22 protein-coding genes are annotated in these 24,397 nt (G+C 71.8%); 6 read left to right on the forward strand and 16 right to left on the reverse strand.

What is annotated here, in order from left to right; genetic code table 11:
- Positions 1-271 precede the first annotated feature (271 nt).
- Positions 272-811: a hypothetical protein gene (locus tag IE178_RS15925; protein ID WP_193512856.1), complete on the forward strand. Its 540-nt coding sequence runs from the start codon at positions 272-274 to the stop codon at positions 809-811.
- Positions 812-1,351: 540 nt separating this feature from the next.
- On the opposite strand, the gene IE178_RS15930 is transcribed toward IE178_RS15925, so the two are convergent.
- The 3 genes from IE178_RS15930 to IE178_RS15940 all read right to left on the reverse strand — a co-directional run bounded on the left by IE178_RS15930 (position 1,352) and on the right by IE178_RS15940 (position 6,537).
- Positions 1,352-3,190, reverse strand: coding sequence for a GmrSD restriction endonuclease domain-containing protein (locus IE178_RS15930; protein ID WP_193512747.1), 1,839 nt, complete (start codon positions 3,188-3,190; stop codon positions 1,352-1,354).
- A 328-nt stretch (positions 3,191-3,518) separates the two neighbouring features.
- Entirely contained in the window at positions 3,519-5,000 is a 1,482-nt protein-coding gene (locus IE178_RS15935; protein ID WP_193512748.1) for a cellulose-binding domain-containing protein, read from the reverse strand.
- A gap of 217 nt (positions 5,001-5,217) precedes the next feature.
- Complete coding sequence (locus IE178_RS15940) at positions 5,218-6,537, reverse strand: radical SAM protein (RefSeq protein WP_184761422.1); 1,320 nt, start codon at positions 6,535-6,537, stop codon at positions 5,218-5,220.
- Positions 6,538-6,692: 155 nt separating this feature from the next.
- Between IE178_RS15940 and IE178_RS15945 the strand changes: the two genes are divergently transcribed.
- The gene (locus IE178_RS15945) at positions 6,693-7,949 is read left to right on the forward strand and encodes a D-arabinono-1,4-lactone oxidase (RefSeq protein ID WP_184761423.1); all 1,257 of its coding nucleotides are present in this window, start codon (positions 6,693-6,695) and stop codon (positions 7,947-7,949) included.
- Between the two features lie 200 nt (positions 7,950-8,149).
- Here IE178_RS15945 and IE178_RS15950 read toward each other — a convergent pair whose 3' ends face one another.
- Together IE178_RS15950 and IE178_RS15955 are read right to left on the reverse strand one after the other, a co-directional pair.
- Entirely contained in the window at positions 8,150-8,680 is a 531-nt protein-coding gene (locus tag IE178_RS15950) for a hypothetical protein (RefSeq protein ID WP_318280079.1), read from the reverse strand.
- Positions 8,662-10,383 carry a PHP domain-containing protein gene (locus IE178_RS15955; protein ID WP_193512749.1) on the reverse strand — a complete coding sequence of 574 codons (1,722 nt, stop codon included), beginning with the start codon at positions 10,381-10,383 and terminating at the stop codon, positions 8,662-8,664. Before IE178_RS15955 ends, IE178_RS15950 begins: the two co-directional genes overlap by 19 nt.
- Positions 10,384-10,585: 202 nt before the next feature.
- Between IE178_RS15955 and IE178_RS15960 the strand changes: the two genes are divergently transcribed.
- The 3 genes from IE178_RS15960 (at position 10,586) to IE178_RS15970 (ending at position 13,463) form a co-directional block, all read left to right on the forward strand.
- Positions 10,586-11,164 (forward strand): TetR/AcrR family transcriptional regulator, encoded by a 579-nt coding sequence (locus tag IE178_RS15960; protein WP_184761769.1) that lies wholly within the window; start codon positions 10,586-10,588, stop codon positions 11,162-11,164.
- Between the two features lie 126 nt (positions 11,165-11,290).
- Positions 11,291-12,694, forward strand: coding sequence for a prenyltransferase/squalene oxidase repeat-containing protein (locus tag IE178_RS15965; RefSeq protein WP_193512750.1), 1,404 nt, complete (start codon positions 11,291-11,293; stop codon positions 12,692-12,694).
- A gap of 28 nt (positions 12,695-12,722) precedes the next feature.
- Positions 12,723-13,463 carry a hypothetical protein gene (locus IE178_RS15970; protein ID WP_193512751.1) on the forward strand — a complete coding sequence of 247 codons (741 nt, stop codon included), beginning with the start codon at positions 12,723-12,725 and terminating at the stop codon, positions 13,461-13,463.
- Here the strand turns inward: IE178_RS15970 and IE178_RS15975 are convergent.
- The 11 genes from IE178_RS15975 to IE178_RS16025 all read right to left on the reverse strand — a co-directional run bounded on the left by IE178_RS15975 (position 13,450) and on the right by IE178_RS16025 (position 22,826).
- Entirely contained in the window at positions 13,450-13,875 is a 426-nt protein-coding gene (locus IE178_RS15975) for an NUDIX hydrolase (protein WP_373301067.1), read from the reverse strand. The two genes, IE178_RS15970 and IE178_RS15975, sit on opposite strands and share 14 nt — an antisense overlap.
- A 71-nt stretch (positions 13,876-13,946) precedes the next feature.
- Positions 13,947-14,714 carry an isocitrate lyase/PEP mutase family protein gene (locus IE178_RS15980; protein ID WP_193512752.1) on the reverse strand — a complete coding sequence of 256 codons (768 nt, stop codon included), beginning with the start codon at positions 14,712-14,714 and terminating at the stop codon, positions 13,947-13,949.
- Positions 14,711-15,187 (reverse strand): hypothetical protein, encoded by a 477-nt coding sequence (locus tag IE178_RS15985; RefSeq protein ID WP_193512753.1) that lies wholly within the window; start codon positions 15,185-15,187, stop codon positions 14,711-14,713. Before IE178_RS15985 ends, IE178_RS15980 begins: the two co-directional genes overlap by 4 nt.
- Positions 15,188-15,287: 100 nt before the next feature.
- Complete coding sequence (locus IE178_RS15990; RefSeq protein WP_193512754.1) at positions 15,288-16,370, reverse strand: rhamnogalacturonan acetylesterase; 1,083 nt, start codon at positions 16,368-16,370, stop codon at positions 15,288-15,290.
- On the reverse strand, positions 16,367-17,779 hold the full coding sequence (locus IE178_RS15995) for an RICIN domain-containing protein (RefSeq protein WP_193512755.1): 1,413 nt from the start codon (positions 17,777-17,779) through the stop codon (positions 16,367-16,369). Before IE178_RS15995 ends, IE178_RS15990 begins: the two co-directional genes overlap by 4 nt.
- A 1-nt stretch (position 17,780) precedes the next feature.
- On the reverse strand, positions 17,781-18,512 hold the full coding sequence (locus IE178_RS16000) for a family 43 glycosylhydrolase (RefSeq protein ID WP_193512756.1): 732 nt from the start codon (positions 18,510-18,512) through the stop codon (positions 17,781-17,783).
- 131 nt (positions 18,513-18,643) lie between these two features.
- Positions 18,644-19,474 carry a class II glutamine amidotransferase gene (locus IE178_RS16005; RefSeq protein ID WP_193512858.1) on the reverse strand — a complete coding sequence of 277 codons (831 nt, stop codon included), beginning with the start codon at positions 19,472-19,474 and terminating at the stop codon, positions 18,644-18,646.
- Between the two features lie 77 nt (positions 19,475-19,551).
- Positions 19,552-20,868, reverse strand: coding sequence for a diacylglycerol/lipid kinase family protein (locus tag IE178_RS16010; protein WP_193512757.1), 1,317 nt, complete (start codon positions 20,866-20,868; stop codon positions 19,552-19,554).
- A 10-nt stretch (positions 20,869-20,878) separates the two neighbouring features.
- On the reverse strand, positions 20,879-21,328 hold the full coding sequence (locus IE178_RS16015; RefSeq protein ID WP_193512758.1) for a DUF7144 family membrane protein: 450 nt from the start codon (positions 21,326-21,328) through the stop codon (positions 20,879-20,881).
- A 28-nt stretch (positions 21,329-21,356) separates the two neighbouring features.
- Complete coding sequence (locus tag IE178_RS16020; RefSeq protein ID WP_193512759.1) at positions 21,357-21,827, reverse strand: SHOCT domain-containing protein; 471 nt, start codon at positions 21,825-21,827, stop codon at positions 21,357-21,359.
- A gap of 333 nt (positions 21,828-22,160) precedes the next feature.
- Positions 22,161-22,826, reverse strand: coding sequence for an HdeD family acid-resistance protein (locus IE178_RS16025; protein WP_184761434.1), 666 nt, complete (start codon positions 22,824-22,826; stop codon positions 22,161-22,163).
- 167 nt (positions 22,827-22,993) lie between these two features.
- Here IE178_RS16025 and IE178_RS16030 point away from each other — a divergent pair, with 167 nt between their 5' ends.
- Positions 22,994-24,397, forward strand: coding sequence for a DUF2252 domain-containing protein (locus tag IE178_RS16030; RefSeq protein WP_193512760.1), 1,404 nt, complete (start codon positions 22,994-22,996; stop codon positions 24,395-24,397).

Below are 24,397 nucleotides of genomic sequence, written 5' to 3' on the forward strand. Positions count from 1 at the left end.
AGGAACGAACACAACCCTAGCCACCCCTCCCGGGGACGCACCAGCGATTTACCAGCGCCGCAGCCGTTGATCACCTTCCGGACGTCGCGCGGGGCGGGCCCCGTGGAGGGAGCGGTCCAGGAGGGGAGCGACGCCGTGATGAGTACAGCCACGGCGCGCTCGTCCCACCACCACCGAGTCGCCCCCTGACGTCACAGAAAATGCGCTGGGCCGTCCAGCGGCCGGCCGGTAGCGTGCGGCAACGATCTGTGGGGGTGGGCTGGTGCGGCCGATGCTGCTGGTGGACGTGGATGGACCACTGAATCCCTGGGCGGCGAAGCCGTACCGGCGTCCCGAGGGCTACGGGACGCACCGGCTGATGACACCGCGGTGGCAGGCGGCCGAACGCCGCCGGCTCGATGAGTGGGGCCTTCCCCACAAGGCGGTGAAGCCGCTGCGGGTCTGGCTCAACCCCGCTCACGGGCCCGCGCTCGCCGGGCTGCCCTTCGACCTGGTGTGGGCGACGACCTGGGAGGAAGAGGCCAACGCCTTCCTGGCACCGCTCCTGGGGTTGCCCTCGCTGCCGTTCATCGCGTGGCCCGATCCACGACCCGAGGCCGGGGGCGGCGTGTTCTGGAAGACGCCGGGGATCGTGGCCTGGGCTCAGGACCGCCCGTTCGCCTGGATCGACGACGACATCACGGAAGCGGACCGCGCATGGGTCCAGGCCCACCACCGCGGTCCCGCGCTCCTCCACTACGTCGATCCGAAGGCCGGACTGACAGCACACGACTTCGCGCGTCTTGCGGACTGGGCGAGCCTGATGGGCTGACAGCGGCGAGCTGCACCGGCTGGACGCCGACCCGCAGATCGTGCGCGATGGCCGCGTCCTCGTCGCCCTGGGCGAACCGCTCGGCGGCCTCCGTCCTCGACTTCTCGCCGAAGCCCCGCCGCTCGTCGGTCAGCCCGCCCGCTTGCGCATACCTCATGCGGTCGGCATACCGCGGGGATCACGGCCCGAGGGCCACCACGCCGTCCCCGCGCGGTGGCCCGCGGGATCAGCGCTTCTTGGTCCTCTTCTTTTGCGGCGGGGTCCAGTCGCCTCGATGCAACTGACAGCGGGAGTAACCGATCATCGCCGGTTTCCGGCAGCGTTTGCCGGTCGTGGTATTGGTCGACCCGCACTTGACCTGCTTACCCATTCGTCCTCCCGTGTCCGGTCGACGGCGGCCCCTTTCGAACCCATCGTCACCCCACGGAGGAGCTGATCGCTCTGCTTCCTGCCGCATTCGACTGGTTCGCTCTCCTACACGCCCGAATCACGCTCTTCGCATCCTCGCGCTGATTACTGTGCACACAAGGATTTCGTCGATCACAGATCATCGGTGTCGTCCGCTGCGTCGAGGCTGATCCCCAGGCCCTCGGCGCCCGACTCGTCCTCCAGGATCGGCTTGCCCATAACGTCGGAGATGCTGCGGAGCAGCGCCGCTCTGCGGGCGGTGAAAAATCCGTCGAAGTCGTCGGCGGCCATGAGTTCCGGTTGAGCCAGGTGGGAGCGGATGCGTTCGGCGACGCTCTCGCGAGGGGTCTGGGCGGTCTTGACCAGACGGCCCAGGTAGTCGGAAGGAGCTGTGCCACCGATGATCCGGTTGGTACGGGCGGTCAACGGGGTCTTATTGATGATCGAGTTGTAGTCGGCGGGGGCATATCCAGCTTTTTCGCACCACACCTTGGGAAAAATATGATGGATGTCAATGGACTCGTCGAAATACCCGGTGACCTCGGCCTTCTCTCCGGTGCGCCAGTCCAGGGCCCCCGCCTTGAGCAGAAGTGCGTAGATCCCCTTGTAGGCAGCGCTGTTGCGAGTACGGAGAGTCAACAGGCGTCCGGGGGCGAACTGAGCGGCGATGACAGTCCGGGGCTCCGCCGCATCCTCACGGATCCAGTCGACGACGTCCGGCAGATCCTGACTGAAGCGAGTCTCGGTCGAGCCGCCGTACAGCTCCCCGAACACACCGCACCAATACCAGCGGGCGAGCTTGTGCTGGGCCCCGGCACTCTGCGCGGCATCTCCGGCCAGGGCCAGGATCGCGGCAAGCGGAATCAGCTGTGTCCCGTAAGGCAGGAACTTCGTGTCGAAGAGAAACTGCCGGTGCAGGAACTTGGCCGCCGCCTTGAACCCGTCGATGACGGATGGCGAGAAGCGTACGTAATCCTCCAGGGCGAGGCCGAGCATATCCTTGCGCTTGCAGCCGATGCGCGGCAGTCGCTCCTCTTCCGTCCCGCGTTCGGCCTCCCGCCCGCGCCGCTCGGCCGTGGCCAGCAGAGTGACCGCCTGAAGGAAGTCCGTGTTGGAGACGTCGCGAAGGATGCGGTACTCGGGAGCCTTCCAAGCAGCCCGGCATTCTCGCTCCCAGTGATTGCGCAGATCGAACTCGTCCGCCGCGTAGGTGGCGGTCAACAGCTCGAAGACGGTCAAGGTGACACCGCCGGTGTTGACCTTCTCGAACACCTGGCACACGGCTTGGCGTGGGGTCGCCTGCCCGAGTTCGATGACTGGCACGTGGTAGCGGTCAAAGGAACGGACGAACGCCTCATTGAAGTCGCGCCACAGTCTGCGCTTGTCCTTGTCACCATCCCAGTAGTCAGTGAACTCGTAACCCCAGTCGCCTCCGTCGAAGACGGCGTGAAGCGGGAAGAGATGCGCCTGGTACTCCCGCTCGGGAGTCGAGTAGTCCTCGACGACCTGCCCCCGGAAGTTGAGGACCCTGCGCGATTCCGGCAGAAACCTGATGGCGTCCTCGCGGTCACTGTTCTCGTCGAGAGCCTGGACCATGTCGACATAGAACCAACCCGACACCTGATGCTTGCGCAGGTCCTGAGTAACTACCGGCCCGTTCAGCTTCAAGGACTGGAACAGCGATGTCAGCCGCTGCTGCCCGTCGAGTACAAGCGTGTCGGGCTCCGGCTCGCCAGCCGGGGTGGCTCCTTCGATAGGCCGGTACTTGAACCTGACGTCCCCACCCGCCTTGAGCAACATGACGGTTCCGACGGGATAACTCAGCGAGATCGACGCGAGGAGGCTCGCGATGTTCGGATAGGGCCAGACCCAGCCCCGCTGGAACTCCGGCAACTGAGCCTTGCCGACCTCAACCTGCCGCAGGAGATCTCGCAGGGGCCGCTTGTCGATACTGAACGCTTCGTCGGGCACATCGGCTCCTTGAGGCTGCCGGTCACCAGAGGTGGGCGCCTGAGGTCGACTTCTCTTGTGTCACAGAAAAAACTACTGGTTGCCATGACACCGGGAGCCGGATTCGCAGAAATCTCCATCAGGGCAGGCCGGGAGCGTACATGCCTGCGGATTCGCCGACCATCTTCACCTCCGCCGAGGGAGATCCGGAGCGGTCGGCCCCTTTCCGATGCCGGCCGGGCCACAGGAGCCGTCGAACCGCAGCGCTGTCACACCAGTGACACCGCCTCCCAGCAGGTCGCCCAGAAGATCGGCTGTGTGCCGTCGCACCGCCCGGCGGACCGCCGCGTCACACCGTCGCACAGGGCCGGCCGTTGAGCGTGACGTCGTGCGGCGGGGAGTTGGTGCCGCGCCAGGACGCCAGGAAACCGAAGGCGAGCTTCCCGCCGGCGGGGACCTCTTTGTTGTACTCGGCGGCGACGACGGTGACCCGGGAGCCGTTCTGGCTCACCGAGGCGTCCCACATCTGCCTGATCCACTGGCCGTCCCGGAAGGCGAAGCCGACGCGCCAGGAGTCGAGGGGGTCGCGTGTGGTGACGGTGACGGTGGCCTGGAAGCCGTCGGGCCACTGGTTGACCAGGTCGTAGTCGACCCGGCAGGCGGCAGGCCCGCTGTTGCCGGTGGTCTCGGGCGCGGCGGAGGAGGTGCCCTGCGGTGCGGGCTCGGGGCTCGCCGGTTCCGGCGTGCGTTCGGGCGTGGACTCGGGCGTGCGCTCGGCGGACGGCTTCGGGGAGCCGGGGGAGGCGGGTTTCGCGGAGGGCGGGGGCGGTGGGGAGGGGTCGGCCACCGGCCGGCGGTCGGCGTCGGGGCGTGCGGCGCTCCGTTCGGCCGTGTCGTCGAGCGGCATCAGGGTGACCGCGAGCGCGAGCAGGGAGACGAGGGCGGCGGCGAGCAGCGGGGCGTGCCGGGCGAGGCGTGGCCTGCCCCTGCCGTCCGTCGGGTCGCCGCTCTCGGTGTCGGGCCGGTCCGGGCGGCCGGCCCCGAGGCGTACCTCGGCGGCGCGTCGGCGGCGTTCCAGGTAGGCGAGGCCGCCCCAGCCGATCACCCCGCCGGCCAGCGCCCCGGGCAGTCCCCCGCCGTGCGGTCGCAGACAGGCGGCGGCCTCGGCGCACGGGTGGCAGGTGGCGAGGTGGCGGGCGAGGTCGGCGGGGGTGTCCGCGGCGGGTGAGCGGGTCACGGCGTCGAGGAGCCGGGCGTAGCCGCGGCACTCGGCGTCCATCGGTGAGTCGAGGTGGTTGCGGTGGCAGCGGTCCCGGAACAGGCGGCTCGCCTCGGTGAGTTCGTCGGCCGCGGTGGCGGGGTCCAGGCCGAGCCGGCGGGCCACCAGGGGCAGCGGCAGGGCCTCCGCCTCGGCCAGCCACAGCAGTTCGGCGTCCGCCGGTTGCAGATCGCGCAGTCCGCGCAGGGCGATCGGGCGCTCGAGTGGCGGGCCGGTGTAGCGGGCGGCCTGGTCGGAGCGGAGCCACAGCCGCAGGTCGGGGTCGAGCTTGTGGCCCTGCCCCGCGTCCTCCCAGGTCGCCGCCGTATGGCGAACGGCGGTCAGCAGCAGGGGTATTCGGGGGAGGCGGGACGAGCGGCGGCCGGTGCCGCGGACGGTGCCCGCCTCCGCCGCGCGGAGTTCCCGTATGCCCTGTGCGAACGCCTCGCGGGCCAGTTCCGCGGCGGCGGTGGATCCCGCCGTGCACAGATCGGCGTAGGAGAGCACCGCGTCCCAGCACTCGGAGAACAGCGCCGCCTCGGTGGCGTCCTGAGGGCTCGGCAGGTCGGGCATGACTCTCCTGCATCCACGAACGAGGTCAACTCGCCCTATTGGTGGTGGAGTTGGGGGAAACCTCGCGGCAGTGGAAGAGCTTTTCACGCGCTCGACTCACCTGACAAGCGCCGTCGTCACGTGCTGTGGCGGCGTCGCGACCCCTCGCGGGGACAATACGCAAGGAAGGCCGGAACGTCTCGGTTCCGGCCTTCCCGGTCTTCTTCGGGAGCGCTTCTCACACCTCGGCGGGCTCCTCCGCCGGGAGGCTGTCCATGAAGGAGCTGACGGAGAACACGGCGCGGCCGGGTCCGGGCGGGCCGTAGCCGGGGGGCGAGGACAGGCCGAAGTCCTCCATGGTCTGCCGGTAGGCCTGGAGCAGGCGGATGTGGTACTCCAGCGGCGCGCCCTGCGGGTTGGCCTTGCCGAGCGGGGTGGTCGGCTCCGGGCACCAGGTGGTGAAGCGAGGCGTGATGCCGTGCGACATGAAGAAGCGCAGGCCCTCGGTCGTCGACGCGATGGCCTCGTCGACCGTCGTGAAGCCGAAGGGTTCGGCCATCTCCACGCCCGCCACGAAGTTGGGGATGACGTTGCGGGCGCCGAAGACGTCGGCGGAGTCGAGGATGCGCCGGTGCCATTCGTCGCGGCCGACGTAGCGCTCCTTGCCGGGGCAGTACAGCTCGAACAGGCGGCGGTCCCACACCTCGTAGTTGGGGTGGTAGATCTGCACGCCGTAGTCCTTGAAGCGCTGCACGTCGTCCTTGGGCAGCGCCTGGGCGACGACCTTGCCGATCCAGCGGCCGGGGAAGCGCTCCTCGATGGCCTTGGCGTAGTGGCCGTAGAAGTCGGCCTCGTCGCGTCCGGCGACGGTCTTGGTGATGGCGCCGCCGGTGAGGGTGTAGGCGGTGGAGGTCTTCGCCGTGTCGTAGCGGTCGATGATCTCCAGGGCCTCGAGGACCTCCTCGACGTCCTTCACCCCGGTGTAGGGCCGGCCGGCCGCCTTGTGCTGGCGCCAGTTGTGATTGATGTCGCAGTACTGGCACTCCTCCTTGGCGCCGAAGTACTGGCAGACCCGGAAGACGGTGAGGTAGATCAGGTAGCCCCACTGGATGGTCGGGGCGACCTCCATGACCGACTTCCCGTTGGCGAGGGTGTGCCGGTAGTACTCGGGCATGGGCGGCACCCCGACGTCCGAGATCCGCTTGCCGTCGAGGTAGAGGCCGAGCACGCCGTCCTCGTCGGCGGCGACGCGGTACGGCGAGGAGGGGTTCACCCGCACCGAGACCACGGTGCGGCGCAGGTCGTACGGGCCGCCGGTGAGGATGATCTCCTCGGGCGGTCGCCGCAGCGCGGCCTCGCCCAGCTCGGGCAGGGTGCCGTGGTCGAAGGAGAAGATGAAGTACGACTTCGGTTTGACCTCGCCGCTCTCGTTGTCGCTGAGCGCGGACGGATCGAAGGCCACGCCGCCGCGCAGCAGGTCCTCCTTGAAGACGGCTTCGCGCGGCACGTGCGGGAACCGCTCCATCAGATCCTCGACCAGCGCGGTACGGCTGCCCATCGAAGTGTCTCCTCCCGGTTCGGACGTACGACTCCTCACGGTATGCCCCCGCTCGGGCGTCCGTGGTGCCGGGTCCCCCCACAGGGGGCGCGCCACTGCCGGGGTAGGTTCCGGCACGGGCCGTTTTCGGCCCCGAGCGTCAGGAGGGACGAGGGATGGCCGAGACCGTCACCAACTGGGCGGGCAACATCACGTACGCCGCCAAGGAACTGCACCGCCCGCGCACCCTGCACGCGCTGCGCGATCTGGTCGCCGGGAGCTCGCGGGTGCGGGCCCTGGGCAGCGGGCACTCCTTCAACGAGATCGCCGAGCCCGGAGAGGACGGCGTCCTGCTCTCCCTCGACGCGCTGCCCCCCGAGATCGACGTGGACACGACGGCCCGGACGGTACGGGTCGGAGGCGGCGTGCGCTACGCCGAGCTGGCCCGGGAGGTGCACCGGCACGGGCTGGCGCTGGCGAACATGGCGTCGCTGCCGCACATCTCGGTGGCCGGATCGGTCGCCACCGGCACCCATGGCTCCGGGGTCGGCAACGGGCCGCTCTCCTCGTCCGTGCGCGCGGTGGACATCGTGACGGCGGACGGTTCGACGGGGCGGTTCACCCGGGGAGAGTCCGCCTGGTTCGGCGGCGCGGTCACCTCGCTGGGCGCGCTCGGTGTCGTCACCGCGCTCACCCTGGACCTGGAGCCGGCCTTCGAGGTCGAGCAGCACGTGTTCACCGAGATGCCCCTGGAGGGGCTGGATCGGGCCACATTCGAGACGATCATGTCGGCGGCGTACAGCGTGAGCCTGTTCACCGACTGGCGGGCACCGGGATTCCGGCAGGTATGGCTGAAGCGGCGCACCGACCAGCCGCTGCCGGACTTCCCGTGGGCGGCTCCGGCGACCGGGAAGATGCACCCGGTGCCGGGCATGCCGGCGGTGAACTGCACCGAGCAGTTCGGGGTGCCGGGGCCCTGGCACGAGCGGCTGCCGCACTTCCGGGCGGAGTTCACGCCGAGCAGCGGGGCGGAGCTGCAGTCGGAGTACCTGATGCCGCGGGAGACGGCCGTCGACATGCTGCGCGCGATGGACGGGATCCGGGAGACGGTCGCCCCCGTGCTGCAGACCTGCGAGGTGCGGACCGTCGCCGCCGACGACCAGTGGCTCAGCCCCTCCTACGGCCGGGACACGGTGGCCATCCACTTCACCTGGATCGAGGACACGCGGGCGGTGCTGCCGGTGGTGCGGCGCGTGGAGGAGGCGCTGGCCCCGTTCGACGCGCGGCCGCACTGGGGCAAGGTGTTCACGACGCCGACGGCCGAGTTGCGCGCCCGCTACCCGCGGCTGAACGACTTCCGGGCCTGCGCCCGCGACGTGGACCCGGGGGGCACGTTCACCAACGCCTTCGTCCGGGACGTCCTGGGCGGGTGACCGGCGCCGGCCGGACTTCGTCGAGGGCGAGGGACCCGCGCGTGCCCCGGCCGGACTTCGTCAACGCAACCGGCAGCACGGCATCGGCTCCCAGTCCTGCGGTCCGGGTCCGTTGCCCCGGTACTACCTGTGGCCCGAGCCCGCGGCGTTCTCGTTCGTGTTCTCGGTGCCGGGCGACTGACGTCGTCGCCGTCCCCCTTTCAGTGGTCCGCGCAGCAGGGCGTGGGATCCGGTGCCTCGAAGGGGACGAGGGTGCCGCCCATGGCCGGAGTGGCGGCGAGGACGAGTGCGTCCCGCTGCCACTGCGGCCGCACGTGGTCGCGCGTCACCATACGGGTCTGCGGGCCGGGGGGTTCCGGTGTGCCCAGGACCGTCACGCGGTCGATCGCGGAGTTCGCGAGCAGCTCCGCGACCGTCATGGTGCCGGTGAGGGCCGATGCCCCCGGGTAGAGCACCGCGCGCCCCACGGCGTCGGGCAGTCCCGGGGAGACGGCACCGTACCCGGCCGCCGTGAGCCGTTCCCGGGTGGTGTCCAGGAGCGGCCGCGAAGGCAGGGACAGGGACACCGCCACGCGCGGTCGGTCGCCGCGCACGAGGTGGGTGCAGCCGAACGTGCCCTCGTGGAGGGCGAGTCCGGCCGCCAGTTCGTGCAGCAGATGGTCGGCCGCGCGCAGGTCCCCGGTCCCCGCGTCCACGGTGAGGGCGTAGGGCGTCACGACGGCAGGACCCACACCGGGTTGGTGTAGAACCACAGGTCGCGCCACGGGTCGGCGTCGCCGACGACGTCGAGGGCGGGGCCCGCCGGGTCGACCTGGGCGCCCATCGCGCCGACGGCGGACCGGTTGCCGTCGGTGCCGCGCAGCCGGACGTACAGCGGGCGGTCGACGCGGCCGAGGTCGAAGGTGACGCGGACGGTGCCGGCCGTCCTGTCGATGTCGTACGACCGGACGACCTTGGCCGTGGGCGCGGTGAAGGTGTCCTTGTCGGCGACGGGGCCGGTCATGTCGCCCTGGATGACGTCCACGCGGGCGAGCTTGGGGACGAACCCGGCCCAGTTGGCTCCGCCGGCGAGCGCCACGTCGGCGGTCAGCGTGACCTTGGTGCCCTTCCTCACGTGCAGCGCGCCGCCGAGCGTGGCCCAGCGGCTGCCGCCGGAGACCCGGACGTCGAGGCCGCTGATGAGCTGCCCGTGGTCGACCCAGATGCGGCCGGCGCGGATGCCGTCCATGACGGCGGCGTAGGAGAAGCCGTCTGCGCCGACGTGGGTGCGGCTGTACTGGCCGGGCCAGTAGTCGCCCTGGTTGATGTCGATCTGCCCGGCGTAGACGGGGTCGGAGTAGCGGCCGTCGGTGGCGAAGTCGCCGTCGGTGCCGCGCGCGGCGGTGTCGGCGTAGACCTGGTGGGAGTCGGAGTTGGCGGTGATCCACCAGGGGCGGCCCTCGGCGAGGAGGCTGTCCCACAGGCCGCCGACGGTGGCGGTCATCCAGTCGAAGCCGCCCCAGGTGCGGTAGCTCTCCAGCGGGTAGCCGGGGAAGGAGTTGGCGCTGGGGTTGTTGTCGTAGATGCCGCGGGCGCGGCCCATGCCCAGCGGCTTGGGCAGGCCGGCGGCCTGGTGGCCGGGGGCGCCCTCGAAGCCGACCGCGATCTGGGGGTTGGTGCCGGTGGCGTCGCGCCAGGCGCGGATCTCGTGCGGGGAGTCGACGCCGCGCCGCGCCGGGTGGTTGGCGAGCATCAGGGCGTCGCCGACCTTGCGCCGTCTGACCTGCTCGGCGAGGAAGTTGAGGCCGGCGACGGCGAGCGCCTCGTTGGCGGGGGTGGAGTCGGAGGCGCCCTTGACGCCGCCGTCGTAGTCGGTCTCGAACTGCTTGAGGACGGAGACCTCGTTGCGGCCCGGGTGGACGAAGACGGTGCCGTGCTCGGCGGCCGGGATGTTCCACTCCAGGCCCTGGAAGACGAGGGTGTCCTCGTAGGCGGCCCGGGCCTCCTTGATGTCCGGGTTGACCTTCTCGACGCCGATCTTGGCGTGGGTGGCGCTGCCGTGGTCGGTGATGACCAGCCAGTCCATGCCGTGCTTGGCGCCCTGGCGGACCTGGTCGACGACGCGGTACTTGCCGTCGCTGCTGTACTGGGTGTGGATGTGGTGGTCGCCCGCGAGCCACAGGAAGCCCTTGCCGCGGCGGCCGTGGCCCGCGGCGGGTGCGGCGTGCGCGGGCGTGGCGGCACCGGCGCCGGCGGACAGCACGGTGCCGGCCGCGAGCCCGGCGCCGAGCAGACCGGCCCGGCGCAGCAGCGCACGGCGGGACTTCTGCTCGGGGTTCAGCGCCTCGTCGGGCACGGCGGTGTCGAAGGCGGCGGGCAGGGGCGCCGTCGTCTCGTGCTGGTGGTCGTGTCCGTGGTGGTGATGGTGGTGCCCGTGTGCGTGCCCGTGACCCATGGAGTGCCTCCTGATCGCCGCGTCGTGCGTGCGGCTGCCTTCCGCGGCGCGACCACGCCGCGAGTGGAGGATCAAGGCAACGGGTGAACGTTGAACAACTTGCGGGTGAGCGGCACATGCCCCGCATGCGGCGGCTCGCCCACACCGCGTGCGTGAGCTAGATTTCGTCCCCTAGACTCCCTCGGTTCTCCCGGAGGCCCGCATACCCCGCGCCGGACTCACCGCCGACCGTCTCGTCGCGGCCGCCGCCGACCTCGCCGACGAGGCGGGCTACGAGAACGTCACCCTGTCCGCGCTGGCCCGGCGTTTCGGTGTGAAGGACGCGAGCCTGTACGCGCATGTGCGCGGACTGCGGGACCTGCGCACCCGGATGGCACTGCTCGCGGGCGGCGAGCTGATCGACCGGATCGCGGCGGCGGTCGCCGGGCGGGCCGGCAAGGAGGCCCTGGCCGCGTTCGCCGACGCCTACCGGGAGTACGCCCTCACCCACCCCGGCCGCTACGCCGCCACCCAGCTCCGCCTGGACGAGGCCCTGGTCGCCGACTCCCCCGCGCTGCGCCGCACCGCCGAGGTCACCTACGGCATGCTCCGCGCCTACGGCCTGGGGGAACCCGACCTCACCGACGCCGTGCGCCTGCTCCGCAGCACCTTCCACGGCTACTGCGCCCTGGAGGCCGCCGGTGCCTTCGGCGCGCCCCGCGAGGTCGAGGCGTCCTGGGCCAGGACGATCGACGCCCTGCACATCGCCCTGGTGAACTGGCCCCGGGAACAGGCAGGTTGACCGACGCGGTACCCGGGGCGGGTGTGAGACGGCGAAAACAGCGGTACGGACGTTGAGTCGGAGCCGTTTTCCCGGACTGACATCTTCGCGGCACTCGCAGGTCACCGCTCAGGGGGAGGGAGCGCCATGTCCCAGCAGCAGGTGGGGCGCGACCCCTTGAGGCCCGTCCGTACAGGGCCGCCGTCCCCCGGACCGGACGACGGGGCGTCCCGTCCCGGGCGGTTCGTGGGCTGGCTCGGCGGGCTCGGGTGTGTCGCCGCCGGATACGGCGTGTTCCAGTTCCTGTTCCAGGTGCTGCCCGGCTCGCTGGGCGGGGAGGCGGCGCAGTACCTGATCGCCTCGGTGAGCGGGTTCGGCACCGCGCTCGCCGCGTGGCTGGCGGCGGCGCTGGTGCGGGCTCGGGCCGCCGAAGCCGCCCGCCCCACCGCGCCGCCGCCGCCCGTGGCCGCCCCCGCACCCGGACCGCTCCCCCAGGTCCTCACGGCCGCGTACGACACCCTGGTCGAGCAGGTGTCCGTGGTCGACGACCCGGACCGCGGCCGGCTCACCGGCTGGTCGCACTCCCTGGGCGAGAGCACCCCTTCCCGCCCGACCTCCGTCGGCACGGCGTACGGGCTGCAGATCATGCTCGACCTGGGCATGACCGACGGCCGGCTGACACCGGGCGAACTGGTCGACACGCTGTGGCGGCTGCGGCTCCCCGGCGGCGGCTGGTCGGCCCGGTCGCAGGGCGCCGAGCCCCGGCCCGAGGTGACGGCGCTGGTGCTGGGCGCGCTGGCCCGGGCCGGGGTGTCCGGGGAACGGCTGGCCCAGGAGGTGGACCGCTGCACGGCCGCGTTCACCCGTGAACACGACCACGCCGGACGGGAGTCCACCCACGTGGTGACGACGGTGCTGCGCGGGCTGCTGCGCGCCGCACCGCACTGCGCCGCCCTGCCCGCGCTGCGCGAGGCCCTGGTCGACGGGGCGATCAGCGATCCGGGCCGTGACCATCTGCGCTGCTGGGGCTACCGGCTCGACCCGCCGTACGGGCCGCCGTCCCCGCCGCACACCGCGCAGGCCGTGGTCGCCCTGGAGCGTGCCGCACGCGTCCTCGGCGAGAACGCGGCCGTGCGGGCCGCCCGGGAGGACGGCGTGCGCTGGCTGCTGTCCTGCCCCGACGCCCCCCACCATGCCTGCCTGGACCTGGAGAATGCGCGCGAGGAGGTGCGCCGGCCGCGCACGGACGACCCCGCGCGCCACGAGGTGTTGAACGTGCGGCACTTCACGGCGACCTGGATCGTGCGCGCCCTGCTGTCCCGGGGCGCGCTGGAGGTCGCCCGGCAGGACGGCCTGGAGGACACCTGGCGGGAGCTGCTGGACGGGGCGGTCGCCGCGGTGTGGGCGGGGCAGCGGGACGGCATCTGGTCCTGGGGCCGGGGCGACAGCACCGAGCTGCGGCACCCGATGTGGATGACGTATCAGGGTCTGGCGGCGCTGCGCGGGCACGCCGTGTGGACGTACCGGCCGGACGACACGACGACCGCGTGACGAGCGGAGACCAGGAGGGGTGGACCGCATGGGGGATCGGCAGGTGCGGGCGGTACGGCGGCTGCTCGCCCGAACACTCGACGGTGAGCTGCCCGAGAGGGACCACGTGGCCGCGGCCGGCGCGGTGGTCACGGAGCTCGGCGCCCCGGGACGGCTGCTGGAGCTGGTCGCCGAACTGGTCGGCGGCGAGGGCGATCCGGAGGGCTGCGCCCGGCTGTCGTACCGGCACGTGCTCGGCTTCGACAAGCTGCTGCTGATCGACGCCGGCCGGCGGCACATGCTGCGCGTCCATCTGTGGCACGAGGGCGCGGGCGGCACCGGCGCGGAGGACATCCACAACCACCGCTCGGCCCTGGCCTCGCACATCGTGCGGGGGCGGCTGAGCATGGACCTGTACGAGGCGCACGACGACGGCGTGGGCGTCGGTGGTGGCATCGAGGCCGCCCGGTACGAGGAGTCCCTGGCGGACGGATCGGCCGACTGGCTGCTGGAACCGGCGGGCCGGGCACGGCTGCGGCTGACGCACACGGGCCGTTACGCGGCGGGCAGCACCTACGCCCTGCCCGCGCGCACCCTGCACCGGGCCTGGTGCGACACCGACGAGCCGACCGTGACGCTGTTCCTGGAGACGGGCGCCGAACGACGCCGTCACACCGACGTGTTCACGGCATCGGGCCCGCACGCGGGAGCGACGGCCAAGCAGCCGCTGGACGTGCCGGGTTATCTGGCCGCGCTGAGCGGGCTGGCGGAACTGCTCAGGGGGTCATGAGCGCCTGCCGCACGATGTCCAGGTTGTAGGCGTCGATCTCGACGCCGGTCAACTCGGACGGGTACAGCCAGGCGTGGGTCTGGTCCGGGCACGGCAGGGTGACCCGCCGGGACAGCGGGCGGACCAGGAAGTTCTCCTGCCAGTTCTTGGTCTCCTGCCCCCGGTAGTCGCTGACGAAGGACGACTCGCCCACCTTGCGCACGATCTCGCCGAGCAGGCCGGTCTCTTCCTTCAGTTCGCGCAGCGCGCCGTCCCGGGCGTCCTCGCCGGGTTCGAGCTTGCCGCACGGAACGCCCCACACCCGGGGCAGGAATCTCTCCGTCTCGCTGCGGCGCACCAGGAGCACCCGCCCCTCGTCATCCATCACGACCGCGGCAGCCAGCCGTTTCTCGCCGGGGATGTCCATGTCCATGGTTCCTCGGTCTCTCGCCGGAGATGAGTCCAAAGGGTCTGATACCCGCGAAAGTGCCCAACCTACCAGGATCACTCCCCATCAGCCCGTCGGCTCAGCATCTGCATCTCCTCGTACGACGGTGCCGTGCCCCCCGCCACCGGCCGGCCGGCCCGGATGTCCACCGCCGCCTCCACCGCCGCGCCGAGCGCCCGCCGGTACAGCAAGGAGCCGAGACTGATGCGGCGGACACCGAGGTCGGCGAGGTGGGGGACGGAGGGCCCCGTCGGCGAGTAGAGGACGTTGAGGGGGACGCCGTCCAGGCCGCGCACCAGGGCGGCGATCTCCCGTGGGTCGTCGAGACCGGGGACGAAGACGCCGTGTGCGCCCGCCCTCAGAAAGGCGTCGAGACGGCTCGTGGTGCCCTCGCCGTCGCCGAGCCAGTAGGTGTCCGTGCGGGCGTTCACGAAGAGGCCGGGGGCCGCCGCACGGACGGCGGCGATCTTCGCGGCATGCCGGTCGGCCGGCCCGAGTCCGTCCTCCAGATTGATACCGACGGCGCCGAGGGCGTACAGCTCCCGGGCCAGCTCGGCCACCTCGTCGGGGTCGTCGCCGAATCCGCCTTCGGCGTCCACGGACAGCAGGAACGGCGCCGAGCCGAGGGTGCGCGCGAGCAGCAGTGTCTGCTCCCGGGTGGCGGCCGCCCCGTCGGGCAGCCCGGCCGCCGCGGCGACGGCCAGGCTCGTGGTGCCGATGGCCGGGAAACCCTGGGCGGCCAGGGCCAGCGCGGAGGCGTGGTCCCAGGCGTTGGGCAGCACCAGGGGTGCGTCGGCGTGGTGGAGGTCGGCGAAGGCGGTCACGAGAGGTCTCCCACGGCGTCGGCGTAGTAGACGGACTCTCCCAGGTGGCGGGCGAGTTCGCGAAAGCTCCAGCCCGTTCCGGGCGAGTGGTCGAGCTGCTCGTCGGTGAGCGCGTCGAGCCGGTCGGCCCAGATCCGGGCGAGCCGGGTGAGGCGGCTGCGGGCCTCGTCGAGGTCCTCGGGGGTGAAGGGGGCGAGGTCGGCCGCGGTGGTGACGAGGGAGGCGTGCCAGTGGTCGGGCTGCGGCTGTTCACCGGCGAGGCGGGCCTCCATCTCCGCGAGGTGGTCGATCAGGTGATCGGCGACGCGGCGGATCGCCTTGTGCGGGGTGTAGACGCGGTCGTCGACGTGCGCGGGTTCGCCGTCCCAGCGGGTCCAGGTGGCGGCCAGGTCGAGGACGTGGTCGACCATGCCGGTGACGGCCGCGGAGGGGGTGCCGGTCGGCGTGCTCTCGGTGTGCGTGCTCTCGGTCATGCGGCAACGCTAGAAGCGGGACGCTTCGGCGCCGGCCGAAGTGTCCCTGCGCACGGGCGAGCCTGGGGCGCCCCGGTTCCGGTCGGAGCGCCCCAGGGGTTCATCCCACCCCGACTTTGCCCTCGGGCACCAGATGCAGGTCGACGAGTTCCTCGCGGACCAAGTCCGCGTACACGGTGGCACCGTGAACGGAGGTGTGCGTATTGTCCCGTTTCTCGTTGTAGAGGTACAGCGCCTCGGAACCCTCCACGCCGAGGGCCTCCACCAGCGCCTTGGTCCGCGCGGTGAGGTCGATCAGCGGGACGTCCCGGTCGGCCGCGACGGAGCGGATGACGGCCGGATGGTCGACGCCGAGCCCGTTGACCAGCAGCGCGGTGGTGTTGTTCAAGGTGCCGTCGGCGCTGAACCAGCGCCGCACGATCGGGGTCACCAGAACCGGCCGGCCGCCCCGTTCCCGCACGCCCGCCACCAGTGTCTCGAGGTTCGCCCGGTAGGTCGCCCCGTCGGTGGTCTTGTCGTTGTGGGCGAGCTGGATCAGCACGAGATCGCCGCGCCGGATGAGTGGCCCGACGGTGTCCCACAGGAGCGGGTTCCCGAGATAGCTGACCGTACTCTCCCCGGAATCCGCGTAGTTGGCCACGGACAGGCCCTTGCGCAGGTACTGGGGCAGTTGCTGGCCCCAGCCCGCGTACGGGGCGCCGGGCTGGTCGCAGACCGTGGAGTCGCCGACCAGGAGGATCTGCCGGGCGTTCCGTGCCGGGCCGACCCGGATACCGGAGAGAGCGGGTGCGGCCCCGCCGACGGTGAGGTCGAGCCCGGGTGTGCCCTCGGCTCCGAGCGGCTCGCCCTCGGGCGTGCGGACGTTCACGGTGAAGCTCCGGACGATCCGCTCCCCGGCCGGTGCGGCGGTCTCCGGGAGCAGGGCGCGCCGGGTCTCGCCCCCGATGGCGGTGCTGGACGCCTCCTCTCCACCGAGGGTGACCCGCACGTCGTAGGTACCGGGCGGCAGATCGAAGTGGCAGGCGGTGGCCGTGCAGTTCTCGATGCCGGGGGAGGGCCGGTGCCCCGTGTGCTGCTGCGCCTGGGCCGGCACGGCCGACAGGCCGATGGCCGGCGCCACGGCCGCCGTGACGGCGGCCCGGCCGAGCGGTCGGCTTGCCGGGCCGGGCCGGCCCGGTCTCATGCCCCGCGGGTCCACTGCTGGTTCGTCCCTCCGTTGCAGGTGTACGTGATGAGCGCCACCGAGTTGGCGGTGGCTCCCCCGGACACGTCCAGGCACTCGCCGGTCGCCCGCGACCGGAGGGTCACGTAGGAGCCGCTCGTGCCGAGCGACCACTGCTGGGCGTTGGCGGAGGAGGAGCAGTTCTCCTGGGTGACCGTGCTCGCGTTCTCCGTCAGGCACAGGGAGCTGTGCCGCGCGACGAGTTGGTGGTAGCCGCCGGCGACCGGCTTGAACCAGAACCCCTGGTTGCCGCCGCCGTTGCAGTCGTACTGCTTGATCTGGGCGCCCTGCCACAGCGACTGACCGGTCACGTCCGCGCACCGGCCGCTGTGCCGGGCGGCCAGCGTGTTGTACGTGGCGGACGTAGTGCTGATCGTCCCGGCGGCCGTGTCGACCGTGACCTCCGGGGACCAGGACAGGGACATCGAGGTGGAGGACGGGAAGGTCAACGGCAGCCACACGTACCGGGAGTCGTTGACGGTCCCGCCGAAGGAGTTGCCCCAACGGTCACCGAGATACAGGTACGAGGTGCCTGAGGAGCCCTGGACCGGCAGCACGAAGGCGGTCTGCGAGCCGAACCCGGTCGAGTCGCCGGCGTTGCGCATCGCCGACCAGGGTCCCGAGAGGCTGGTGGCGGTGGCGTACTGCTGCTGGTTGGGGTTCCAGCCGGTGGCGCCCGAGGTCAGCATGAAGTAGACGCCGCCCCGCTTGAACAGCGCCGGGGCCTCGCGGTGGCCGCCGGGCCAGGGGTTGGCGACCAGGCTCGCGATGCCGGTGTAGTCGGCGGTGAGCCGGTAGATGTGCAGGTCGTAGTTCTCACGGGCGGCGGAGACCATGTAGCCGGCGCCGTCGGTGTCCGTGAACACGGTGATGTCGCGGGACATGTGCTGCCCGAGCGGCCGGAAGCTGCCCCGCCAGGTGTAGTTCCCGTCCACGGTGTCGGAGACGGCGACGGCGGCGCGGGCCTCGCCGTAGTCGCTGCCGTTCTCCTTGTGCATCCACATCACGAACTGGCCGGTGGCGGCGTTGTACATGACCTTGGGCCGCTCGATGTTGGCGGTGGCGAGCTCAGGATGACTGGCCTCGGTGAGGACGTGGTTGCGGAACTCCCAGTTCTTCAGGTCGGTGGAGCGGTAGGCGTCCACGTAGCGGAAGGTGTTGTCGGCGTTGCGGTGCTCGCCGAACCAGTAGTAGTACGCCCCGACCTTGAGGACACCACCGCCGTGGGCGTGCACGGGGCTTCCCGAACCGTCGGTGAACTGAATGCCGTTGACGATCGTCTGCGGTGCGGCCTGCGCCGGGCCGGCGGTGGCGACCGCGCCGGCGAGCGCGAGGCAGAGGGCGGCCAGCACGGCGTACACGCGTCTCATCTCAGACCCCCTCCCCCGCCGCGCCGTCGGCCACGGGGACGCCGAAGTCGGGGGTGCCGTCCGCCTTCCAGCCGAGCGTCTGGACGCGGGTGTGCCGGTTGGGGTCGTGCAGCGGGTCGCCGTCGATCTCCTTGTACTGGCGGGCGTGGCAGACGAGGACGTCGGTGCGGCCGTCCTCGGCGACCGTGAAGCAGTTGTGGCCGGGGCCGTACTGCTTGGTGGTGTCGTTGCTGGTGAAGACGGGGACGGGCGACTTGGCCCAGCTCGCCGGGTCCATGAGGTAGTTGGCGTCGGTGGCGCTGGCCGAGTAGGTCACCCGGATGCGGATCGCCCATACGTCCTCGGCGGGCGCGGCGGCGAAGTGGATGTACCACTTGCCGCCGACGCGGTGCATCTCCGGCGCCCGGATGTGGGCGCCCATGTCACCGGTGGGGTGCGCCCGCCGGATGACGGACTCTGCGGCGGCGCCCAGGCCGTTCAGCGTGCGCGAGCGCCGCAGGATGATCCGGTCGTACTCGGGGGCGGTGGCGGTGAAGTAGGAGAAGCCGTCGGTGTGGCGGGTGATGTGCTGATCGGCCCGGTTGCGGACGAGCGGGTTCACGTAGGGGGCCGCCTTCGGGCGCGCGGCGGGGCCGGCGGGGGTGGCGGCGGCCAGGGCACCTGCGGCGAGGGCACCCTTCAGCAGGAGTCTGCGGGCGGGGGGTGGGTCGGGCAGGTCGGCGGCGCGGCTCATGCGGTCTGCCTCTCGTCGGGGAAGACGATGCAGTTCGTCATATCGAACGACATCTGACATGGCGAACGCCGACAAGGTAAAGGCGTGTCACGGGGAGGTCAACGGGTCCGACGTGGCCGGGATACCGGTCGTCAGGCGGCGGGCTCGAAGGCGTGCATCTCGTCGCCCTCGGGCTGCACCACGCCGTAGGTGCCCTCGGGGACGGCGTTCCAGGCGCCGGGCAGGTCGCCCAGGGGCTCGGAGACGATGAGGCGGGCGTCGTCGGAGATCTCGCGCAGGAAGGCCACGTCCGGGTGGAGGGAGCGCAGAGTGTCCACGCGCGTGCTGTAGAAGAGCGAGCGCGATCGCTTCTGGCTGGAGTAGCGGAACGCCCACAGGCGCACGCCGTCGGTGACCGAGACCGTCATCTGCAGCGGGAACTCCACGCCGTGCTCGTGGCCGACGCGTTCCACCAGGCCGGCCATCCGGGCGACGGCACCGGGCGGATCCTCCTCCAGGCCGAGGGTCAGCGACAGGTAGAACATCATCTCCGAGTCCGTTGAACCCTCGACGTACGGGAACAGGCCGGGCTCGACGGACAGGGCGAGGTCGCGCCGGACACGGTGGAACTCGGCGATCGCGCCGTTGTGCATCCACATCCAGCGGCCGTGCCGGAACGGATGGCAGTTGGTCTGCTGCACCGCCGTACCGGTCGAGGCCCGGATGTGGGCGAAGAAGAGCGGCGAGACGACGTGCTCGGCGATCTCCCGCAGGTTGCGGTCGCTCCAGGCCGGTCCGATGTCCCGCACGACGGCGGGGCTGTCCTTGTCCGGCACGTACCAGCCCACGCCGAACCCGTCGCCGTTGGTCGTCTCGACGCCCATCTTGGCGTGCAGGCTCTGATCGATCAGTGAGTGGACCGGTCTGTAGAGGATGCTGTCGAGCAGGATGGGAGTGCCCGAATAGGCGAGCCAACGGCACATGTCCACCGCCTTCCCGGTCCTGCGGGGACCGTCGTCCCGTCGGCCCTCTTCACGGACCGTCGTCCCCTCGGTCCCCTTCACGGATCGTCCCCCGGCGTCGCCGCCCGCCGTCCCAGCGCCAGCCGGATCACGCGCGGCCACTCGGGGGCACCACTGCCCCACCGCGTACCCATTCGGCCGCGCGGGACGCGGACCCGTAGGGCTCCTGGGGCGGTCCGGCACACCACCGGTACCGGCAGCAGGACGTGCTCCCCGTCGACACCGGCCGGGACGGTCGGGGTGTCCGCCTCCACGACGACTTCCTCGGCGGTGATCCGCAGCAGGCCGGCCGCGCGGGGACCGCGCGCCATCCCCGCGGCCCGCACCGCGCTCTCCACCCGCACACCCAGTACCCCCAGCCGTCCGGAGTCCAGCCGCTCCCTGCGTCCCGGCCGGGACGCGTCGACCGCCCTCCGGTACGGGTTGTTGCTGACGAGCAGGGCCTGCAGCCCGTCCGCACACGTCCCGTCCGCCCGCATCCGCAGCCGGGGCGCCGAGGGACCGGACAGTAGTCCGGGCATCATCCTGAGCGTGGTCTGCCGCTTCTCCTCCCGGTACGCGGGCTCGCCCACGACCGCCGCGTACGTGCCGAAGGAGGCGTTGTTGACGAACACCCGGCCTGCGGCGAACCCGAGGTCGACGCGGAGTTCGACGCCGTCCGTCAGGGCGTCCAGGGCCCTCGCCGGATCCTTCCGGTCGAGTCCGAGGTCGAGCGCGAAGTGGTTGCGGGTACCGGCCGGGATCACCATGAACGGCACGCCGTGCCGGGCGGCCACCTCCGCCACCAGGGCCTGGGTCCCGTCCCCGCCGGCCACCGCCAGCAGGTCGGCTCCGTCGCGTACGGCGTCCTCTGCCAGCCCGGCCACGTCCTGGTGCCCGGCGCCGAGCAGGACCACCCGGACGCCCGCCGTACGCGCCCGGTCCGCCAGCCGGAAACGGTCGACCTTGCCGCCGCCGGAGCGCGGGTTCATCACCGCCCAGGGACGGCTGGGCGGCGGGGCGGGTACCGGCTCGGTGGGTCCGGGCGCCACCGCCCTCCGCGCCGTGCCCACGGCCACCGCCCACAGCGCCAGGGACAGCGCGGCCGGTCCCAGCATCCCGCCTGCGGCGTACAGCGCCAGCACCGTCAGCGGAGCCGCCATGCACAGCACCGCGCCGACGATCCGCATCGCTCCGAAGCGGGCGAGCGTCCACCACAACCCCACGGCGGCCAGGGCCAGTCCGGCGATGCCGAGCAGCGCCCAGAGCACGCCGCGCAGACTGGCGGCGACGAACGGGACCAGCACGGCCGCCGCGAGGGCGAGCAGGGCCAGTCGCGCCCACGCCGCGTCCTGCTGGCTGACGTTCCGCGACACGACGCGGAACTCAGCCCTCGGAGCGGGAGCCCGAACGCGGCACGCACAGCGCCCAGATGATGAACCCGGAAAAGGCGATCATCACGACGGACCAGACCGGGTAGTACGGCAGGGACAGGAAGTTGGCGATGATGAGGAGCCCGGCGATCGTCACGCCGGCGACGCGGGCCCACATGGCTTCCCGGACCAGGCCGAGGCTGACGAGCACCGCGAGGACGCCGAGCGCCAGGTGAGTCCAGCCCCAGCCGGTGAGGTCGAACTGGAAGACGTAGTTCCGCGTCGTGACGAAGACGTCGTCCTCGGCGATGCCCATGATGCCCCGGAGGATGTCGAGCACTCCCACGATCATGAGCGTGACGGCGGCGAAGACCGTCAGGCCTCCGGCCCACTGCCGCTTCGCCGACGGCGCGTGTGCGCCGGTGGTGCCGCGTGCGCCGCGTGTCGGATGTGTCGCTGTCATGCCGATGCCTCACTTCGGTGTCGTGTGGTCAGCGCCCTGCGGACGAAGAGAACGGATCCTTGTGTTCCGCCGGGCCGTGGCCGCTCAGGACCAGTTCCTTGGCCCTGCGGAACTCCTCGTCCGAGATGTCGCCGCGGGACTTGATCTCGGACAGCCGGGCGAGTTCGTCGACGCTGCTGGTGCGGCCGTTGGCGCCCTTGGCGGTCTCGCGGACGTAACTGTCCAGCGCCTCCTGCTGTGCGCGCGCCTGCGCGATCTCACGGCGCCCCATGTTCTTGCCCCGGACGATCACGTAGACGAAGACGCCCAGGAAGGGCAGGACGATGGTGAACACCAGCCAGCCGGTCTTGGCCCAGCCGCTCAGGGCGTCGTCGCGGAAGATGTCCATGACGATCCGGAAGAGCAGGACGAACCACATGATCCACAGGAAGAAGACCAGCATGGTCCAGAAGGCGCTCAGCAGCGGATAGTCGTACGCGAGGTACGTCGCACCACTCATCTCGGTCCTCCGTTCCGGGCCTGCGCCCGACATGTCATCCGGCCCCGCGCCCAGCGTCCGCTCGGCCGACGCCCACTGCCTCACCCGGGACGGGTGAAATGCCGGAGCCCCACGGGGAAGGGGAAGGGGTCTCGGCCCCAGGGGCCGGGACGACCGCGGCGAACACCACCGAGCGGGCGCCACCGACGGCAGGGACGAGGCGCTGTGCCGTGCACCAGCGGCCGGACGCGGCCGCTCGCGCTCGGCGTGCCGTTCCGGCGTGCGGGTCCGGCCGCCGGGTACGGGGCGTGCGGCGGGTGGCCGCGGGGCCTTCTTCCGGCCGCAGGTGCCCTCTCAGCCGGTCCCCGCGGGACGGCGGGGCGCCCCTGCCATGCCTGACCTGCGCAGTGCGGCCCGCCAGGCCAGGGCGATGGCGACCTCGACCAGTCCGAGGAGGACGAGCCACAGGCCGAGGAGCCGGGTCAGCGCCCGGGCCGATTCCGCGGGCAGGGCCAGTACGACGATCCCCGCGACGACGGCGAGCAGCGCCGCGCCGAGGACGACACCGCGGTGCGGCAGGTCCCGCGAGGCGATGGCCGTGAAGAGGGTGAGCATCCCCGACACCAGCCAGACCACTCCGACGATCAGGGAGAGGGCGGCGATGGTCTGCAGCGGGTGACGCAGGCAGAGCACTCCGGCCAGGACGTACAGCACCGCCAGCAGGAGTTCGGGCAGCCGTGCGCCCTGCTCCTCCCGCCCGAGGACGCCGACGAACCGGAACGCCCCGGTCACCAGCAGGTACAGGCCGATGAGCACCGCGAGGACGTGCAGCGTGGTGTCCGGCCACACCAGCACGACGATGCCCGGCACGAGGGTGGCGACGGCGGAGGCGAGGATCCACTGCCACGAGCGCCCGAGTGTCCCCAGGAGTTCGGCGGGGCCGTCCGGCAGGCCGGGGGTCGCGCCGTCGCGCAGGTGCGTCCGTCCAGCGCCGGGTGCCGGACCAGGTGTCGCGCTCATGACTCCTCCTTCCGCGAAGCGCACTCGGGCCGCAGCGCGAGCGCGGGACCAGCCTTCCGCCCGGCCGCCGTCGCCGGGTCACCCACGACGGGTGATCCGGTCAGGGCGCGGGCGCGGTGGGATGGGCGGCGAGCAGTCGTCGTACACGGCGCAGGCGGGAGACAGCGATGGCCGTACCGAGTGCGTTCAGCGCCTCCCGCTCCCCGGCCGAGCGGGCCGCGCACGGCAAGGAGGCGCGCGGCCGTGCGCCGCGCTCGTCCCACGGCCGGTTCGAGGCGGCCCGGGACCGGCCGGACCCCGTCGACGTGATCGAGCGGCAGTCGGTGACCCGGCTGCCCGAGCTGGTGCCGGTCCGATACGGCCGCATGCTCGAGTCCCCCTTCCGGTTCTACCGGGGAGCGGCGGCGATCATGGCGGCGGACCTCGGGCCGCTCCCTGACACCGGCCTGACCGTGCAGCTGTGCGGTGACGCCCATCTGCTGAACTTCCGCCTGCTGGCCTCCCCCGAACGCCATCTCGTCTTCGACATCAACGACTTCGACGAAACCCTCGCCGGTCCCTTCGAATGGGACGTCAAGCGGCTGGCGGCGAGCTTCGCCATCGCCGGCCGGGCGAACGGCTTCCCCGTCGAGGAGCAGGACGGCGCGGTGCGCGCCTGCGTGGAGGCGTACCGGCGGCGCATGCGGGCGTTCGCCGGGATGCGCACCCTCGACATCTGGTACGCACAGGACGACGCCGACCGGCTGCGCGAGCTCTTGGACTCGTCGACGGACCGCGAGGCCCGGCGCCGTATCGCCGGGGCGACGGAACGCGCCCGGACCCGCACCCACCTCCAGGCCTTCGCGAAACTCACGCGGGTCACGGCCGGAGGACGGTGCATCGCTCCGGACCCGCCGCTGATCACGCCGCTGGCCGACCTGGTGGACGATCCCTCGAACGAGGAGAACGGCCTGCGCGAGGTCCTGGACGGCTACGCGCGCTCGCTGTCGTCGGAGCACCGGCATCTGCTGGGGCGTTACCACCTGGTCGACGTGGCCCGGAAGGTGGTGGGCGTCGGTAGTGTCGGCACCCGCTGCTGGATCGTGCTCCTGCTCGGCAGGGACGACGACGATCCCCTGCTGCTGCAGGCCAAGGAGGCGCAGGAGTCGGTGCTCGCGCCGCACACGAAGGGCGAGCGGTACGACAACGAGGGCCGCCGGGTGGTGGCGGGGCAGCGGCTGATCCAGACGACCAGCGACATCCTGCTCGGCTGGACGCACGCCGTGGGCCTCGACGGCCGCCCCCGGGACTTCTACGTACGGCAGTTGCGCGACTGGAAGGGCATCGCCCGGCCGGAGACGATGGAACCGGGGCTGCTGCGGCTTTTCGCAGGCCTGTGCGGAGCGAGTCTGGCGCGCGCCCATGCCCGTTCCGGCGACCCGGTCGCCATCGCCGCCTACCTGGGCGGCGGCGACCGCTTCGCCCGGGCCCTCGCCGGGTTCGCGCAGGACTACGCCGACCGCAACGAGCGGGACTTCGAGGCGCTGGGTGAGGCCGTGCGGTCCGGCCGGGTGCGCGCCGAGAGCGCGTGA

The organism is Streptomyces griseoloalbus (genome assembly GCA_014650015.1).
GTDB classification, from domain to species: Bacteria; Actinomycetota; Actinomycetes; order Streptomycetales; family Streptomycetaceae; genus Streptomyces; species Streptomyces griseoloalbus.

Coding starts and splice junctions, on each gene's coding strand:
- IE178_RS15925 (WP_193512856.1), top strand. CDS start 272: ATGCTGCTGGTGGACGTGGATGGACCACTGAATCCCTGGGCGGCGAAG.
- IE178_RS15935 (WP_193512748.1), bottom strand. CDS start 5,000: ATGCCCGACCTGCCGAGCCCTCAGGACGCCACCGAGGCGGCGCTGTTC.
- IE178_RS15940 (WP_184761422.1), bottom strand. CDS start 6,537: ATGGGCAGCCGTACCGCGCTGGTCGAGGATCTGATGGAGCGGTTCCCG.
- IE178_RS15945 (WP_184761423.1), top strand. CDS start 6,693: ATGGCCGAGACCGTCACCAACTGGGCGGGCAACATCACGTACGCCGCC.
- IE178_RS15955 (WP_193512749.1), bottom strand. CDS start 10,383: ATGGGTCACGGGCACGCACACGGGCACCACCATCACCACCACGGACAC.
- IE178_RS15965 (WP_193512750.1), top strand. CDS start 11,291: ATGTCCCAGCAGCAGGTGGGGCGCGACCCCTTGAGGCCCGTCCGTACA.
- IE178_RS15970 (WP_193512751.1), top strand. CDS start 12,723: ATGGGGGATCGGCAGGTGCGGGCGGTACGGCGGCTGCTCGCCCGAACA.
- IE178_RS15975 (WP_373301067.1), bottom strand. CDS start 13,875: ATGGACATGGACATCCCCGGCGAGAAACGGCTGGCTGCCGCGGTCGTG.
- IE178_RS15985 (WP_193512753.1), bottom strand. CDS start 15,187: ATGACCGAGAGCACGCACACCGAGAGCACGCCGACCGGCACCCCCTCC.
- IE178_RS15990 (WP_193512754.1), bottom strand. CDS start 16,370: ATGAGACCGGGCCGGCCCGGCCCGGCAAGCCGACCGCTCGGCCGGGCC.
- IE178_RS15995 (WP_193512755.1), bottom strand. CDS start 17,779: ATGAGACGCGTGTACGCCGTGCTGGCCGCCCTCTGCCTCGCGCTCGCC.
- IE178_RS16000 (WP_193512756.1), bottom strand. CDS start 18,512: ATGAGCCGCGCCGCCGACCTGCCCGACCCACCCCCCGCCCGCAGACTC.
- IE178_RS16005 (WP_193512858.1), bottom strand. CDS start 19,474: ATGTGCCGTTGGCTCGCCTATTCGGGCACTCCCATCCTGCTCGACAGC.
- IE178_RS16015 (WP_193512758.1), bottom strand. CDS start 21,328: ATGACAGCGACACATCCGACACGCGGCGCACGCGGCACCACCGGCGCA.
- IE178_RS16020 (WP_193512759.1), bottom strand. CDS start 21,827: ATGAGTGGTGCGACGTACCTCGCGTACGACTATCCGCTGCTGAGCGCC.
- IE178_RS16025 (WP_184761434.1), bottom strand. CDS start 22,826: ATGAGCGCGACACCTGGTCCGGCACCCGGCGCTGGACGGACGCACCTG.
- IE178_RS16030 (WP_193512760.1), top strand. CDS start 22,994: ATGGCCGTACCGAGTGCGTTCAGCGCCTCCCGCTCCCCGGCCGAGCGG.